Genomic DNA, 14,001 nt, shown 5'->3' on the forward strand with positions numbered 1-14,001 from the left:
ACGTGGTCGGCCCCGGGCGAGCCGGAAGGCGCGGCTGTGGTGCGTTCGGGGTTCTGCGGGGATCGCTCCGGTACGTGGTCGGCCTTGGGGGAGGCTGATGGTGCGGCTGTGGTGCGTTCGGGGTCCTGCGGGGATCGCTCCGGTACGCGGTCGGCCCCGGGGGAGGCGGAAGGTGCGGCTGTGGTGCGTTCGGCGTTGTGCGGGGATCGCCCCGGCACACTCCCGGCCCCAGCGGAGCCGGAAGGCGTGGCGGGGGTCATGAGGCGGCTCCGGTGTCGGGGCGGTGGTTCGCCTGCCAGCCGGCCAGGGCGAAGGCGTCGGTCTCGGCGCGGGTCGGCATCGAGTCCTGGGCGCCGTGGCGCTGCACGGAGAGCGCGGCCGCCGCCGAGGCCCAGCGCAGCGCCTCCGGCATCGGGCGGCCCTCGCCCAGGGCCACGGCCAGCGCGCCGACGAAGGTGTCCCCGGCCGCGGTGGTGTCCACGGCCCGGACCCGGGGCGCGGGCACGTTCAGCGGGTCCCGGCCGCGTGCCGCGTAGAGGACTCCGGCCGCGCCGAGGGTGATCACCACCTCCGGCACGGTGGCCAGCAGTGCCTCGGCGGCCTGCCGGGGGTCGGTCAGGCCGGTCAGGGCGGCCGCCTCGTGCTCGTTGGGCACGAGGAGGTCGGTGGCGGCGAGGAGTTCCGCGGGCAGCGGTTGGACGGGGGCCGGGGTGAGTACCGTACGGACGCCGTGCGCGCGGGCCGCGCGGGCTCCGGCGAGTACGGCGGGCAGGGGCAGTTCGAGCTGGAGGAGCAGGGCGCCGGCGGCGGCGATCCGGGCCTCGTCGCCCGCTTCCAGGGCGGTGACGCTGCCGTTCGCACCGGGGATGACGACGATGCGGTTGCCGCCCTCGTCGTCCACGGTGATGTGTGCGGTGCCGCTGGCGCCCTCGACGGTGCGCAGGGCCGCCGTCTCGACCCCGGCGGCGGTGAGCGCGGAGCGCAGCCGTACGCCGAACTCGTCGGCCCCGACCGCGCCGATCATCACCACCTTCCCGCCGGAGCGGGCGGCGGCGACGGCCTGGTTGGCGCCCTTGCCGCCCGGGACGGTCCGGAACGCGCGGCCGGTGACCGTCTCCCCGGGGAGGGGGGCCTTGGGGACGTAGGCGACGAGGTCCATGTTGGTGCTGCCGAGCACGGCGATGGCCGTCATGAGCGTGCTGCCTCCTGTGCGGTGAGGTGGGCGAGGGTGTCGAAGCCGATGCCGTCGAAGCCGGGGACGGTGGTGGCGAGGCGGTTCTTGAGGGGGGCGGTCCAGCGGTGCGGGATCCGCTGCGGCGAGCCGGTGAGCAGTCCGGCGAGGGCTCCGGCGGTGGCTCCGTTGGAGTCGGTGTCCCAGCCGCCGGAGACGGCACGGCAGACGGAGCGGGTGAAGTCGCCGTCGGCGTGGGCCAGGGCGGCGGCGATCAGGGCGGTGTTCGGGACGGCGTGGACCCAGTGGTAGTGCCCGTAGCGGGCGTGCAGCCGGTCGACGACGAGGTCGAAGTCGGTTTCGTCGGCGGCCGTGCGCAGTCCGAAGCGGACGGCTTCGGCGAGGCGGGAGCGGGGCGGTACGGCGGCCAGGCCGGTGCGCAGCGCCGTGTGCACGTCGGCGCGGCCGGTGGCGGCCTCGGCGGTGGCGGCGGCGACGAAGAGGGCGGCGTAGACGCCGTTGCCGGTGTGGGTCAGGGCGGCGTCCCGGTACGCCTGGGCCGCGGCGGAGGGCGGGTCGCCGGGGTTGGTCCAGCCGTGGACGTCGGCCCGGATGAGGGCGCCGATCCACTCGCGGAAGGGGTTGTGGTGGGTGGCGGTGGCGGGGGGTTCCAGCCCGAGGAGGAGGTTGCGGTAGGCGATCCGCTCGGCGGTGAACGTACGCCCGGCGGGCAGCTCGTCGAGCCACAGGCGGGCGACGTCGCTGGTGGTGAAGGCCTTGCCGTGGCGCTGGAGCAGGAGGAGGCCCAGGAGGGGGTAGTTGAGGTCGTCGTCCTCGGGCATGCCGTCGATGTTCTCGGCGAGTGAGGTGGGGGCGGAGCGGCGGTTCCACGGGTGGGCGGCCAGCAGGGCGGGCGGGACGCCGCGGGCGCTGAACCAGTCGTCCAGCGGCCAGTTGCCGGCGGCGCGGGCGAGGGCGCGGATCCCGTCGAGCGGCAGCTTCTCGACGGGCTTGCCGAGCAGACACCCGACGGCCCGCCCGACCCATGCGGCCTCCAGCCGCTCCCGCAACCCACCCTGGCCGCCGGCCACACGGCCGGTACCGGTGTGGCCGCGGGCGGGCTGTGCCTCGGGCGCGGCTTGTAGGCGGGCCTGCGGGACGTGGTCCGCGGGCGGGGTGGAGGCTGTGCCGGGGAGGGGGGTCGCCTGCGGGCAGGCCGCGACGATGGCTGTCCAGGAGGTGGGCTCGTCGGCGCACAACGGGGAGGGGAGGCGGGCCAGTTCGTCCAGCAGGCGCGTCGCCAGCGCACGCAGGTGCGGGGGCGCCGGGGCGGCGGAGGCCCCGGCGCGCTCGGGCGCCGGGTGGCCGCCCGCGGCGGACCAGGCCCGCAGGGCGGGACCCGGGTCCCGGCCGTCCTCGGCCGCCTGGCGCAGCTCGTGCCCGACGAGATCCTCGGGCTGCGCCCAGGTCAGGCGTACGCGGCCGGCCGGTCCGGGGCCGGGGGCGTCAGGTCCGGGCTTCGGCGGGCCCGGGGCCGGGGTGGTGGGGGTCATCGGGGGGTTGCGATCTTGGTGAAGGCCGATTCGTGGGTGCGGCGGCGGGCGCGGTCGAGGGCGAAGATCTCCCGGGCCACGGTGGCCAGCGCGACGGCGGGGGCGTGCAGGTCGAGGCGGCTGGCCTCGGCGACCTGCTTCGCCCAGACCGCCGGGACCACGGCCTCGCCGCCCAGGGCCCCGGCGACCGCCCCGGCCATGGTGGCGATGGAGTCGCAGTCCCGCCCGTAGTTGACCGCGCCGAGCACGGCCGCGTCGTACCGTCCGTCCGCCACGAGCAGCATCCCGAGCGCGATCGGCAGCTCCTCGACGGCGTGGAGCCGGGACGGGCGGCGGGCGTCCAGTGACGGGCTGCGGTAGTCCGGGCCGACCGAGTCGTACGGGGCCACCGCCGCCCGCAGCGGGGCCAGCGCCGACTCGAAGTCCCGGTATCCGGCGGCCACTTCGCAGACGGCCGAGATCGCCGCGCGCGTGCCGTCCTTGGCCAGGGACAGGGCCGCCTCCACCACCGAGGCGGCCGTCGCCCCCGGTACGCACGCCGCCGCCACGGCCGCCGCGAACACGCCCGCCGCCTCCCGTCCGTACGACGACTGGTGCGCGCCGGCGATGTCGAGGGCCTCCGCGTAGGCGCCCGCCGGGTTGCCCGCGTTGGCGATGCCCACGGGAGCCATGTACATGGCCGCGCCGCAGTTGACGATGTTGCCGGTGCCGGCCTCGCGCGGGTCCGCGTGCGCGTAGTGCAGGCGGGTCACCATCCACTTCTCCGCGAGGAAGATCCGCTGCAACGGCAGTGCCTCGGCCTCCAGTTCGGGGATCCAGCGGGGGACGGTCATCAGGTCGGGCACCAGGTGCTCGGCGACGGCGTACGCGTCGAGGTGGTCGCGTACGGCCTCGTAGACCCGTACCAGCGCGTGCGTCATCAGGGTGTCGTCCGTGACGTGTCCGTCGCCTTTGTGGTACGGGGCGATGGGACGGGCGGTGCGCCAGTTCTCGTGCCACGGGCCGACGATGCCGTGGACGCGGCCGCCGTGCCGTTCGACGATCTGGTCCGGGGTCCAGCCCTCGACCGGGCCGCCGAGCGCGTCGCCGACCGCGGCGCCGACGAGGGCTCCGCAGGCCCGGTCCTCCAACGTGAGCGTCATGTCCGAATCATCCCTTGGGTGAGGTGAGTTCCGTGTGCGCGAGGAGCGCGGCGAGTTCCACGAGGTCGGTGCCGGCGAGGCGGGGGAGGGCGCAGCCGGAGAGGGTGCGGCAGGCCTCGCGCCAGGCGGCGGGGATCGAGTCGCCGCCGCCGATCGCGCCGGTGAGCGCGCCGGCGAGGGCGGGGGCGGAGTCCGCGACGCGGGACAGGCAGGCGGCGGCCGGTACGGCCTCGGCCGCCCTGCCGCGGGCGGCGGTCGCGAGGGCGAGGGCCACGGGGACGGTCTCGGCGGCGGCGATGCCGTAGCTGTACACGTGGTCCACGATTTCGTGTTCGAGGGTCGGGACGATGGCGAACGCGCCGCCGTCGGCGTGGGCGCGGGCCAGTCCGACGGCGTGCCGGGCGTTGCGGCCGATCTCGGTGGCCTCCGGGAGCAGGGCGAGCGCGGCGTCGACGGCCGCGTCGACGTCGGCGGTGGTGAGGGCGGTGGCGACGGCGGCCGCCATGGCGCGGGCGCCGTGCACGCCGTCGCCGTCCTGGGTGTAGCGGGCGTCGAACTCGGCGAGGTCGGCGGCGGCCTTCGCGTCGCCGGGGTGGACGACGGCGAGGACGCAGGCGCGGACGCAGGCGGCGTCGTCGAAGTAGTGCGGGTTGTCGTGGCCGGTGGCGGGCGGTCGCAGGCCGGTGGCGAGATTGCCGAGGCCGGCGCGGACGGAGATCCGGGCGCGGAGGGGGAGCACGGCGGACTCGACCTCGGGGGCGCGTTCCGCGGCGGCGGCGACCTCGGAGGCGAGGGCGTTCCAGGCGAGGTCGATGGCGGCGCGCATGCGGCGGGAACGGGAGAGGTCGCTGAGGAGTACACCGGCGGCGGTGAGGACGGACTCGGCGACGAAGGCCGCCCATTCGGCGTCGTCGGACGGGCCGAGGCGCAGCGGCTCGGGGGGCTGGTTGAGGGCGATGGGGACGGGGAGGGTGGTGGTGGCGTTCTGCTCGGCGAAGGTGTCGAGCTCGCGGGTGAGGCGGCGGGTCCACTCGGGCATCCGGCTGGCGCGGTGGCGGGCCGCGGGCCAGCCGGCCGCGTCGCCTGCGGCGAGCCCGAGGAGGAGCCCCTCGATGGGACGCCGGTCCGCGACGTCCGGTCCGGTCCGCGCCTCGCCGGGCTGCGCTGCGGCCCGGATCACGGTCCGCAGCGGGGCGGCCGCGCCCCGGCCCGGCCCGGCCGCCACCCCGGCCCGCGCCCCGGCCGCTTCCGCCGCCCGGCCACCCGGCACGCCCTGCGGCCGGCCCTCGGTCCGGGCCCCCGCCGCCACGGCCTGCGGCCCGCGGTCCGGCGTTGCCGCGTCCGCCGCGGGCCCTGGCGCTCCGGGTTCTTGGTCCATGCCGTTGCCCGGCCCCTGCTCCGCGAGGGCCGTTCTCGGGTCGGCCGGAAGCGGCTGCAGCTGTGCCGCCGCCCCGAGGGCCGCCGTGACGGCCTGCGGCCGGGCCTCCGGCCCGCGGTCCGGGGCGGTCGGGGCGCCGCCTTCCGCCGGGCCCGCCGGGGCGGGCAGCGGCCAGGCCCCCGGGTCATGGTCCGCCGCGGCCGGGCCCGCCGCCGCGTCCGCAGGGGCAGGCCGCGGCGGACCGTTCGGTGCGCGCTCCGCGGGGGCCGTGGCGGACGGGGTGGTTTCGTCGGGGGAGTGGACGGTCATCGGGGGGCCTCGTATTCCGGGGTGAGGAGGTCCGCGATGTCCAGGACGTGGTAGCCCCGCATCGACGGGAGGCAGCTGCCGCGCACCGGGCCGATGGCCGAGCCCCACGCGGTGGGGATCGCCGCGGCCCCCGACATCGCCCCGGCCAGGGCGCCCGCCACCGCGGCCGTGGTGTCGGCGTCGCGGCCCATGTTCACGGCGGTGAGGACGGAGGAGGCGAAGTCCCCGGCGGAGGCGGCGAAGGCGCCGAAGGCGAGGCCCACCGCCTCCGGGGCCAGGTCCGTCCACGGGTAGCCGCCGATGACCACCGCCGAGCGCACCGCCCGCTCCCCGCGCGGGGCGGCGGTGACCGCCCGGCGCAGGGAGCGGGCCGTCCACGAGTCGGACGGGATCACCGAGAGCGCGGCGGAGACCACGGACGCCGGGCTGCCGCCCGCCATGGCCGCCGCCACGCCCGCCGCGACCGCCTGGCCGCCGTAGATGCCCTCGCCGTCGTGGCTGACCGTGCCGTCGATGGCGACGAGCCGTGCCGCCTCGGCGGGCCGTCCCGCCGCGAAGACGCCGAACGGCGCGGCCCGCATGGCCAGGCCGTCCGACCAGGCGTGCCGGTGCTGGGCGGAGATGGGCGCCGCCAGGCCCCGGCGGAGGTTCTCCAGCGTGCCGCGCTCCGAGAAGCCGGCACCCCGGAAGGGGCCTTCGTCGAGGTCCGCGATCCAGTGGTGCCAGGCCCGTTCGACGTGGGAGACGGTGAGCGCCGAGCCGTGGCGGGCCAGGAGCAGCCCCGAGAAGATCGCGTACTCGGTGTCGTCCGTACCGGCCGGGTCCTCCGACACGAAGCCCTCGATGCGGCCCCATTTCGCCCGGATCTGCGACGGCTTCATGTTCTCCGCGGGGGCGCCGAGCGCGTCGCCCACCGCGAGCCCCAGAAGAGCGCCCCTGGCCCGTTCGAGGAGGACCTGCGGATTGCACGCGATCAGCTTCACCGGCTCCATTGGCGCGCCTCTCCCCCTTGGACGGGGCTCATCGATGGGGCTCATCATGAGCCCTTGGGGGATTTGTGCCATGTCATGCGGTTTGTCGCGCGCCGCGAAACACCCCGGGCACTCCGGCGTCACCCGGTCGCCGAGGCGCAAAACCGCAGGTAAGTACGGCCTTCCTTGCTGGCGGCCCGCAAAAATCGTGCGTAGTTTCGAGACGTTCAGGGGGAGCGGAACGCGTCATGGCGTCCGTTCGCACCAATGGGGAGATAAGGGGAGGTACCACGCATGTCCATCATCGACATCGAAGCGCCGCTGCACACCGCGCACCGCGACAACCACACCCACCGTGACGTCAGCGGTGGATGGCTGCGGCCGGCCGTCTTCGGCGCGATGGACGGGCTCGTCTCCAACCTCGCCCTCATGACCGGCGTGGCCGGCGGCGCCGTCGCCCCGCAGACGGTCGTCATCACGGGCCTCGCCGGACTCGCCGCCGGAGCCTTCTCGATGGCCGCCGGTGAGTACACCTCCGTGGCCTCGCAGCGCGAGCTGGTCCTCGCCGAACTCGACATCGAGCGGCAGCAGCTGCGCAAGCACCCCGTCGACGAGATGAAGGAGCTGGCCGAGCTCTACGTCTCCCGCGGCGTCGAGCCGGCGCTCGCCCGCGAGGTCGCCATGCAGCTGTCCCGCGATCCCGAGCAGGCGCTGGAGATCCACGCCCGCGAGGAGCTCGGCATCGACCCCGACGACCTGCCGTCGCCGCTGGTCGCCGCCGTCTCGTCCTTCGGCTCCTTCGCGCTGGGCGCGCTGCTGCCCGTACTGCCCTACCTGCTCGGCGCCACGGCCCTGTGGCCCGCGGTGCTGCTCGCGCTGGCCGGGCTCTTCGCCTGCGGCGCGGTCGTCGCCCGGGTCACCGCCCGGTCCTGGTGGTACAGCGGCCTGCGCCAGCTGCTCCTCGGTGGCGCGGCGGCCGGTGTGACGTACATCCTGGGAACCTGGATCGGCGCAGCCATAGGCTGACCGCCCCCGGAGTGAGACACTATGCAGTACGCAACATAAGTAGTCCGTTACTCGGCGGTTTCGAATCCGTGTCCGCCGGGCATCACTCCAGGACTCCGGGCGGGCAACGATGCTCGCCCTGTACCGGGACCTTCGCCTCACGCACGACGCGGGGATGCGCGGGAACACGCCGGGATCGCCCAGCGCCACCCCGCGATCCGCCCGTAGGGCGGCGCGGAAGTCCCCTCTTTCTGCCTCGCGCAGTGTCCGCATGCTGGAATGGCGTATCCGCTTCTCGGGATTGTCGTCATCATGTAATCTGCACGAAATTTCGCAGAGGGCCAACGTCGTCCCTCGGCTATGCACATATGCCACGACGACGACGGGAGAGCCGATGCGTTCCGCATCCACGCACTCCGCGACCGGCCTGAACACCGCCTGGTCGCCCATGGACGGTCGCCCCGCCCAGCAGGGCATGTACGACCCGCGCAACGAGAAGGACGCCTGCGGCGTCGGATTCGTGGCGAACCTCACCGGCGAGGCCACCCACACCCTCGTTGAGCAGGCCCTGACCGTTCTGCGGAACCTCGAGCACCGTGGCGCCACCGGCTCCGAGCCGGACTCCGGCGACGGCGCGGGAATCCTGTCCCAGGTGCCGGACGCCTTCCTGCGCGAGGTCGCCGGATTCGAGCTCCCCGAGGCCGGCGCGTACGCCGTCGGCATCGCCTTCCTCCCCGCCGACGGCACCGCACAGGCCGTCGCCGCGGAGCAGATCGAGGCCATCGCCGCCGAGGAGAACCTCACGGTCCTCGGCTGGCGCGAGGTCCCGGTCACCCCCGACCTGCTCGGCAACGGCGCCCGCGCCACCATGCCCGCCTTCCGCCAGCTGTTCGTCAGCAACGGCAGCACCGGCATCGAGCTGGACCGCAAGGCGTTCGTGCTGCGCAAGCGCGCCGAGCGCGAGGCCGGCGTGTACTTCCCGTCGCTCTCCGCCCGCACCATCGTCTACAAGGGCATGCTGACCACCGGCCAGCTGGAGCCCTTCTTCCCGGACCTCTCCGACCGCCGCTTCGCCTCGGCGCTCGCCCTGGTCCACTCGCGCTTCTCCACCAACACCTTCCCGTCCTGGCCGCTCGCCCACCCGTACCGCTTCGTCGCGCACAACGGCGAGATCAACACGGTCAAGGGCAACCGGAACTGGATGAAGGCCCGCGAGTCCCAGCTCGCGTCCACCGTCTTCGGCGAGGGCGCGCTCGACCGCATCTTCCCGATCTGCACCCCGGACGCCTCCGACTCGGCCTCCTTCGACGAGGTCCTGGAGCTGCTCCACCTCGGCGGCCGGTCGCTGCCGCACAGCGTGCTGATGATGATCCCGGAGGCGTGGGAGAACCACACCTCCATGGACCCGGCCCGCCGCGCCTTCTACCAGTACCACTCCACGCTGATGGAGCCCTGGGACGGCCCCGCCTGCGTCACCTTCACCGACGGCACCCAGGTCGGCGCGGTCCTCGACCGCAACGGCCTGCGCCCCGGCCGCTACTGGGTCACCGACGACGGCCTCGTCGTCCTCGGCTCCGAGGTCGGCGTCCTCGACATCGACCCGGCCAAGGTCGTCCGCAAGGGCCGCCTGCAGCCCGGCAAGATGTTCCTCGTCGACACCGCACAGAAGCGGATCGTCGAGGACGACGAGATCAAGAACGAGCTCGCCTCCGCCGCCCCGTACGCCGAATGGCTGGAGACCGGCGAGATCGAGCTGACGGACCTGCCCGAGCGCGAGCACATCGTGCACACGCACGCCTCCGTCACCCGCCGCCAGCAGACCTTCGGCTACACCGAGGAAGAGCTGCGCGTCATCCTCGCGCCGATGGCCCGTACCGGCGGCGAGCCCCTCGGCTCCATGGGCACGGACTCCCCGATCGCGGCCCTGTCCGAGCGCCCCCGGCTGCTCTTCGACTACTTCACCCAGCTGTTCGCGCAGGTCACCAACCCGCCGCTGGACGCCATCCGCGAGGAGCTCGTCACCTCGCTGCTGTCCTCGATCGGCCCGCAGTCCAACCTGCTGGAGCCGACCGCCGCGTCCTGCCGCAGCGTCACCCTGCCCTTCCCGGTGATCGACAACGACGAGCTGGCCAAGCTCATCCACATCAACGCCGACGGCGACATGCCGGGCATGAAGGCCGCCACCCTGTCGGGCCTCTACCGGGTCTCCGGCGGCGGCGACGCACTCGCCGCGCGCATCGAGGAGATCCGTGCCGAGGCCGACGCGGCCATCGCGAGCGGCGCCCGCCTGATCGTCCTCTCGGACCGCCACTCGGACGCCGAGCACGCGCCGATCCCGTCGCTGCTGCTCACCGCCGCCGTGCACCACCACCTCATCGCCACCAAGCAGCGCACCCAGGTGGGCCTGCTCGTCGAGGCCGGCGACGTCCGCGAGGTCCACCACGTCGCCCTGCTCATCGGCTACGGCGCCGCCGCGGTCAACCCGTACCTCGCCATGGAGTCCGTCGAGGACCTGCTGCGCGCCGGTACGTTCATCGAGGGCATCGAGCCCGAGAAGGCCATCAAGAACCTGATCTACGCGCTCGGCAAGGGCGTCCTGAAGGTCATGTCCAAGATGGGCATCTCCACCGTCGCCTCCTACCGCGGCGCCCAGGTCTTCGAGGCCGTCGGCCTGAACGACGAGTTCGTCGAAACCTACTTCAACGGCACCGCCACCAAGATCGGCGGCGCCGGCCTGGACGTCATCGCCAAGGAGGTGGCCGCCCGCCACGCCAAGGCGTACCCGGCCTCCGGCGTCACCGCCACGCACCGCGCGCTGGACATCGGCGGCGAGTACCAGTGGCGCCGCGAGGGCGAGCCGCACCTGTTCGACCCGGAGACGGTCTTCCGCCTCCAGCACGCCACCCGCAACCGCCGGTACGACATCTTCCGGCAGTACACGGACCGCGTGAACGAGCAGTCCGAGCGCCTGATGACGCTCCGCGGCCTCTTCGCCCTCAAGACGAATGAGAACGGCAAGAGCGACCGCCCCTCGATCTCCGTCGACGAGGTCGAGCCGGTCTCCGAGATCGTCAAGCGCTTCTCCACCGGCGCCATGTCGTACGGCTCCATCTCCAAGGAGGCGCACGAGACCCTCGCCATCGCCATGAACCAGCTGGGCGCCAAGTCCAACACCGGTGAGGGCGGCGAGGACCCGGACCGCCTCTACGACCCGGCGCGCCGCTCCTCCATCAAGCAGGTCGCCTCCGGCCGCTTCGGTGTCACGAGCGAGTACCTGGTCAACGCGGACGACATCCAGATCAAGATGGCGCAGGGCGCCAAGCCCGGCGAGGGCGGCCAGCTGCCCGGCCACAAGGTCTACCCGTGGGTCGCCAAGACGCGTCACTCGACGCCCGGCGTCGGCCTGATCTCCCCGCCGCCGCACCACGACATCTACTCCATCGAGGACCTCGCCCAGCTCATCCACGACCTCAAGAACGCCAACCCGGTCGCCCGCATCCACGTGAAGCTGGTCTCCGAAGTCGGCGTCGGCACGGTCGCGGCGGGCGTCTCCAAGGCCCACGCGGACGTCGTCCTGATCTCCGGCCACGACGGCGGTACGGGCGCCTCCCCGCTCACCTCGCTCAAGCACGCGGGCGGCCCCTGGGAGCTCGGCCTCGCCGAGACCCAGCAGACCCTGCTGCTCAACGGCCTGCGCGACCGCATCGTCGTCCAGACCGACGGCCAGCTCAAGACCGGCCGCGACGTCGTCATCGCCGCGCTGCTCGGCGCCGAGGAGTTCGGTTTCGCGACCGCGCCGCTCGTCGTCTCCGGCTGCGTCATGATGCGCGTCTGCCACCTGGACACCTGCCCGGTCGGCATCGCCACCCAGAACCCGGTCCTGCGGGACCGCTTCTCCGGCAAGCCCGAGTTCGTCGTGAACTTCTTCGAGTTCATCGCGGAGGAGGTGCGCGAGCTCCTCGCCGAGCTGGGCTTCCGTACGATCGAGGAGGCCGTCGGCCACGCCGAGCTCCTCGACACCACCAAGGCCGTCTCGCACTGGAAGGCGCAGGGTCTCGACCTGGAGCCGCTCTTCTACGTGCCCGAGCTGCCCGAGGGCGCGGTCCGCCACGCCCTGATCGAGCAGGACCACGGTCTGGAGAAGGCCCTCGACAACGAGCTGATCGAGCTCGCGGCCGACGCGCTGAACGCCGAGACCGCGGAGGCGGCCCAGCCGGTCCGTGCCCAGGTCGCCATCCGGAACATCAACCGGACCGTCGGCACGATGCTCGGCCACCACGTCACCAAGAAGTTCGGCGGTGCGGGCCTGCCCGACAACACCATCGACCTCACCTTCACCGGCTCGGCCGGCCAGTCCTTCGGCGCCTTCGTCCCGAAGGGCATCACCCTCCGCCTGGAGGGCGACGCCAACGACTACGTCGGCAAGGGCCTCTCCGGCGGCCGCATCGTGGTCCGCCCGGACCGCGGCGCCGACCACCTCGCCGAGTACTCCACCATCGCCGGCAACACCATCGGCTACGGAGCCACCGGCGGCGAGATGTTCCTGCGCGGCCGCACCGGCGAACGCTTCTGCGTCCGCAACTCCGGTGCCCTGGTCGTCTCGGAGGGCGTGGGCGACCACGGCTGCGAGTACATGACCGGCGGCACGGCGGTCGTCCTGGGCGAGACGGGCCGCAACTTCGCGGCCGGCATGTCGGGTGGCGTCGCGTACGTCATCGACCTCGACCCGAACAACGTCAACGTCGGCAACGCGGGCGCGGTCGAGGCCCTGTCCGACACCGACAAGCAGTGGCTGCACGATGTGGTGCGCCGCCACGAGGAGGAGACCGGCTCGACCGTGGCCGCGAAGCTCCTGGCCGACTGGTCCACCGCGGTGGACCGCTTCAGCAAGATCATCCCGACCACGTACAAGGCAGTGCTCGCCGCCAAGGACGCCGCTGAGCTCGCCGGACTCTCGGAATCCGAGACCACGGAGAAGATGATGGAGGCGGCGACCCATGGCTGACCCGAAGGGCTTCCTCACCACCACCCGCGAGACCGCCTGCTCCCGTCCCGTCGCCGACCGGCTGAAGGACTGGAACGAGGTCTACGTCCCGGGCTCGCTGCTGCCGATCATCAGCAAGCAGGCCGGCCGCTGCATGGACTGCGGCATCCCGTTCTGCCACAACGGCTGCCCGCTGGGGAACCTGATCCCCGAGTGGAACGACTACGCCTACCGCGACGACTGGGCGGCGGCGTCGGAGCGGCTGCACGCGACGAACAACTTCCCGGAGTTCACGGGCCGCCTGTGCCCGGCCCCGTGCGAGTCGGCGTGCGTGCTCGGCATCAACCAGCCGGCCGTCACCATCAAGAACGTCGAGGTCTCGATCATCGACAAGGCGTGGGACAACGGGGACGTCACCCCGCAGGCCCCCGAGCGCCTGTCCGGCAAGACCGTCGCCGTGATCGGCTCGGGCCCGGCCGGCCTGGCCGCCGCCCAGCAGCTGACCCGGGCCGGCCACACCGTGGTCGTGTACGAGCGCGCCGACCGCATCGGCGGCCTGCTGCGCTACGGCATCCCCGAGTTCAAGATGGAGAAGGTGCACATCAACCGCCGCATCGAGCAGATGCGCGCGGAGGGAACCAAGTTCCGTACGGGCATCGAGGTCGGCCGCGACATCACCGCCACCGACCTGCGCAAGCGGTTCGACGCGGTGGTCGTCGCGGCCGGTGCCACCGTCTCGCGCGACCTGCCGGTCCCGGGCCGCGAGCTGGGCGGCATCCACTTCGCGATGGAGTACCTGCCGCTCGCGAACAAGGTCCAGGAGGGCGACTTCCTGGCCCCGCCGATCACGGCCGAGGGCAAGCACGTGGTCGTCATCGGCGGCGGCGACACCGGCGCGGACTGCGTGGGCACCGCCCACCGCCAGGGCGCGGCCTCGGTCACGCAGCTGGAGATCATGCCGAAGCCGGGCGAGGAGCGCAGCGCCAACCAGCCGTGGCCGACCTTCCCGATGCTCTACAAGGTCACCTCGGCCCACGAGGAGGGCGGCGAGCGGGTCTACTCCGTCTCCACCACCCACTTCGAGGGCGACGAGGACGGCAACGTCAAGGCCCTCCACCTGGTCGAGGTCGAGTTCGTCGACGGCAAGCTCGTCCAGAAGCCCGGCACCGAGCGCGTCCTCCCCGCGCAGCTGGTGACCCTGGCGATGGGCTTCACGGGCACCGACCAGGCGAACGGCCTGGTCCAGCAGTTCGGCGTCGAGCTGGACGCCCGCGGCAACATCGACCGCGACGCCTCCTACGCGACCAACGTCGACGGCGTCTTCGTCGCCGGCGACGCGGGCCGCGGCCAGTCGCTCATCGTCTGGGCCATCGCGGAGGGCCGCTCGGCCGCCCGCGGCGTGGACCGCTTCCTGACCGGCAGCAGCACTCTCCCGTACCCGGTCAAGCCGACGGACCGCTCGCTGACGGTGTAGCCACCGGCAGCACG

8 protein-coding genes are annotated in these 14,001 nt (G+C 73.5%); 3 read left to right on the forward strand and 5 right to left on the reverse strand.

All coding sequences use genetic code 11. The features are described from left to right. Positions 1 to 256: 256 nt before the first annotated feature. The 5 genes from rbsK to AAT21_RS04275 all read right to left on the reverse strand — a co-directional run bounded on the left by rbsK (position 257) and on the right by AAT21_RS04275 (position 6,545). A complete protein-coding gene (gene rbsK, locus AAT21_RS04255) occupies positions 257 to 1,192 on the reverse strand; it encodes a ribokinase (RefSeq protein WP_046775294.1) in 936 nt (311 codons plus the stop codon). Further along, entirely contained in the window at positions 1,189 to 2,724 is a 1,536-nt protein-coding gene (locus tag AAT21_RS04260; RefSeq protein WP_079025417.1) for an ADP-ribosylglycohydrolase family protein, read from the reverse strand. Before AAT21_RS04260 ends, rbsK begins: the two co-directional genes overlap by 4 nt. Further along, on the reverse strand, positions 2,721 to 3,866 hold the full coding sequence (locus AAT21_RS04265) for an ADP-ribosylglycohydrolase family protein (protein ID WP_046775295.1): 1,146 nt from the start codon (positions 3,864 to 3,866) through the stop codon (positions 2,721 to 2,723). Before AAT21_RS04265 ends, AAT21_RS04260 begins: the two co-directional genes overlap by 4 nt. A 7-nt stretch (positions 3,867 to 3,873) precedes the next feature. Beyond that, positions 3,874 to 5,244: an ADP-ribosylglycohydrolase family protein gene (locus AAT21_RS04270; protein WP_235438691.1), complete on the reverse strand. Its 1,371-nt coding sequence runs from the start codon at positions 5,242 to 5,244 to the stop codon at positions 3,874 to 3,876. Positions 5,245 to 5,549: 305 nt separating this feature from the next. Continuing rightward, entirely contained in the window at positions 5,550 to 6,545 is a 996-nt protein-coding gene (locus AAT21_RS04275; protein WP_046775296.1) for an ADP-ribosylglycohydrolase family protein, read from the reverse strand. Between the two features lie 273 nt (positions 6,546 to 6,818). Here AAT21_RS04275 and AAT21_RS04280 point away from each other — a divergent pair, with 273 nt between their 5' ends. The 3 genes from AAT21_RS04280 (at position 6,819) to AAT21_RS04290 (ending at position 13,987) form a co-directional block, all read left to right on the forward strand. Next, positions 6,819 to 7,550 (forward strand): VIT1/CCC1 transporter family protein, encoded by a 732-nt coding sequence (locus tag AAT21_RS04280; protein WP_046775297.1) that lies wholly within the window; start codon positions 6,819 to 6,821, stop codon positions 7,548 to 7,550. Between the two features lie 427 nt (positions 7,551 to 7,977). Further along, on the forward strand, positions 7,978 to 12,534 hold the full coding sequence (gltB, locus tag AAT21_RS04285; RefSeq protein WP_167350557.1) for a glutamate synthase large subunit: 4,557 nt from the start codon (positions 7,978 to 7,980) through the stop codon (positions 12,532 to 12,534). Beyond that, positions 12,527 to 13,987, forward strand: a complete 1,461-nt coding sequence (locus AAT21_RS04290; protein WP_046775299.1) for a glutamate synthase subunit beta — start codon at positions 12,527 to 12,529, stop codon at positions 13,985 to 13,987. The genes gltB and AAT21_RS04290 overlap by 8 nt, the downstream gene beginning before the upstream one ends. Positions 13,988 to 14,001 lie beyond the last annotated feature (14 nt).

The sequence above is a fragment of the Streptomyces yangpuensis genome, from assembly GCF_001005295.1.
GTDB classification, from domain to species: Bacteria; Actinomycetota; Actinomycetes; order Streptomycetales; family Streptomycetaceae; genus Streptomyces; species Streptomyces yangpuensis.

Excerpts from the sequence above, each read along its gene's own strand:
- rbsK (WP_046775294.1), bottom strand. The coding sequence starts at position 1,192 with ATGACGGCCATCGCCGTGCTCGGCAGCACCAACATGGACCTCGTCGCC.
- AAT21_RS04260 (WP_079025417.1), bottom strand. The coding sequence starts at position 2,724 with ATGACCCCCACCACCCCGGCCCCGGGCCCGCCGAAGCCCGGACCTGAC.
- AAT21_RS04265 (WP_046775295.1), bottom strand. The coding sequence starts at position 3,866 with ATGACGCTCACGTTGGAGGACCGGGCCTGCGGAGCCCTCGTCGGCGCC.
- AAT21_RS04270 (WP_235438691.1), bottom strand. The coding sequence starts at position 5,244 with ATGGACCAAGAACCCGGAGCGCCAGGGCCCGCGGCGGACGCGGCAACG.
- AAT21_RS04275 (WP_046775296.1), bottom strand. The coding sequence starts at position 6,545 with ATGGAGCCGGTGAAGCTGATCGCGTGCAATCCGCAGGTCCTCCTCGAA.
- AAT21_RS04280 (WP_046775297.1), top strand. The coding sequence starts at position 6,819 with ATGTCCATCATCGACATCGAAGCGCCGCTGCACACCGCGCACCGCGAC.
- gltB (WP_167350557.1), top strand. The coding sequence starts at position 7,978 with ATGGACGGTCGCCCCGCCCAGCAGGGCATGTACGACCCGCGCAACGAG.
- AAT21_RS04290 (WP_046775299.1), top strand. The coding sequence starts at position 12,527 with ATGGCTGACCCGAAGGGCTTCCTCACCACCACCCGCGAGACCGCCTGC.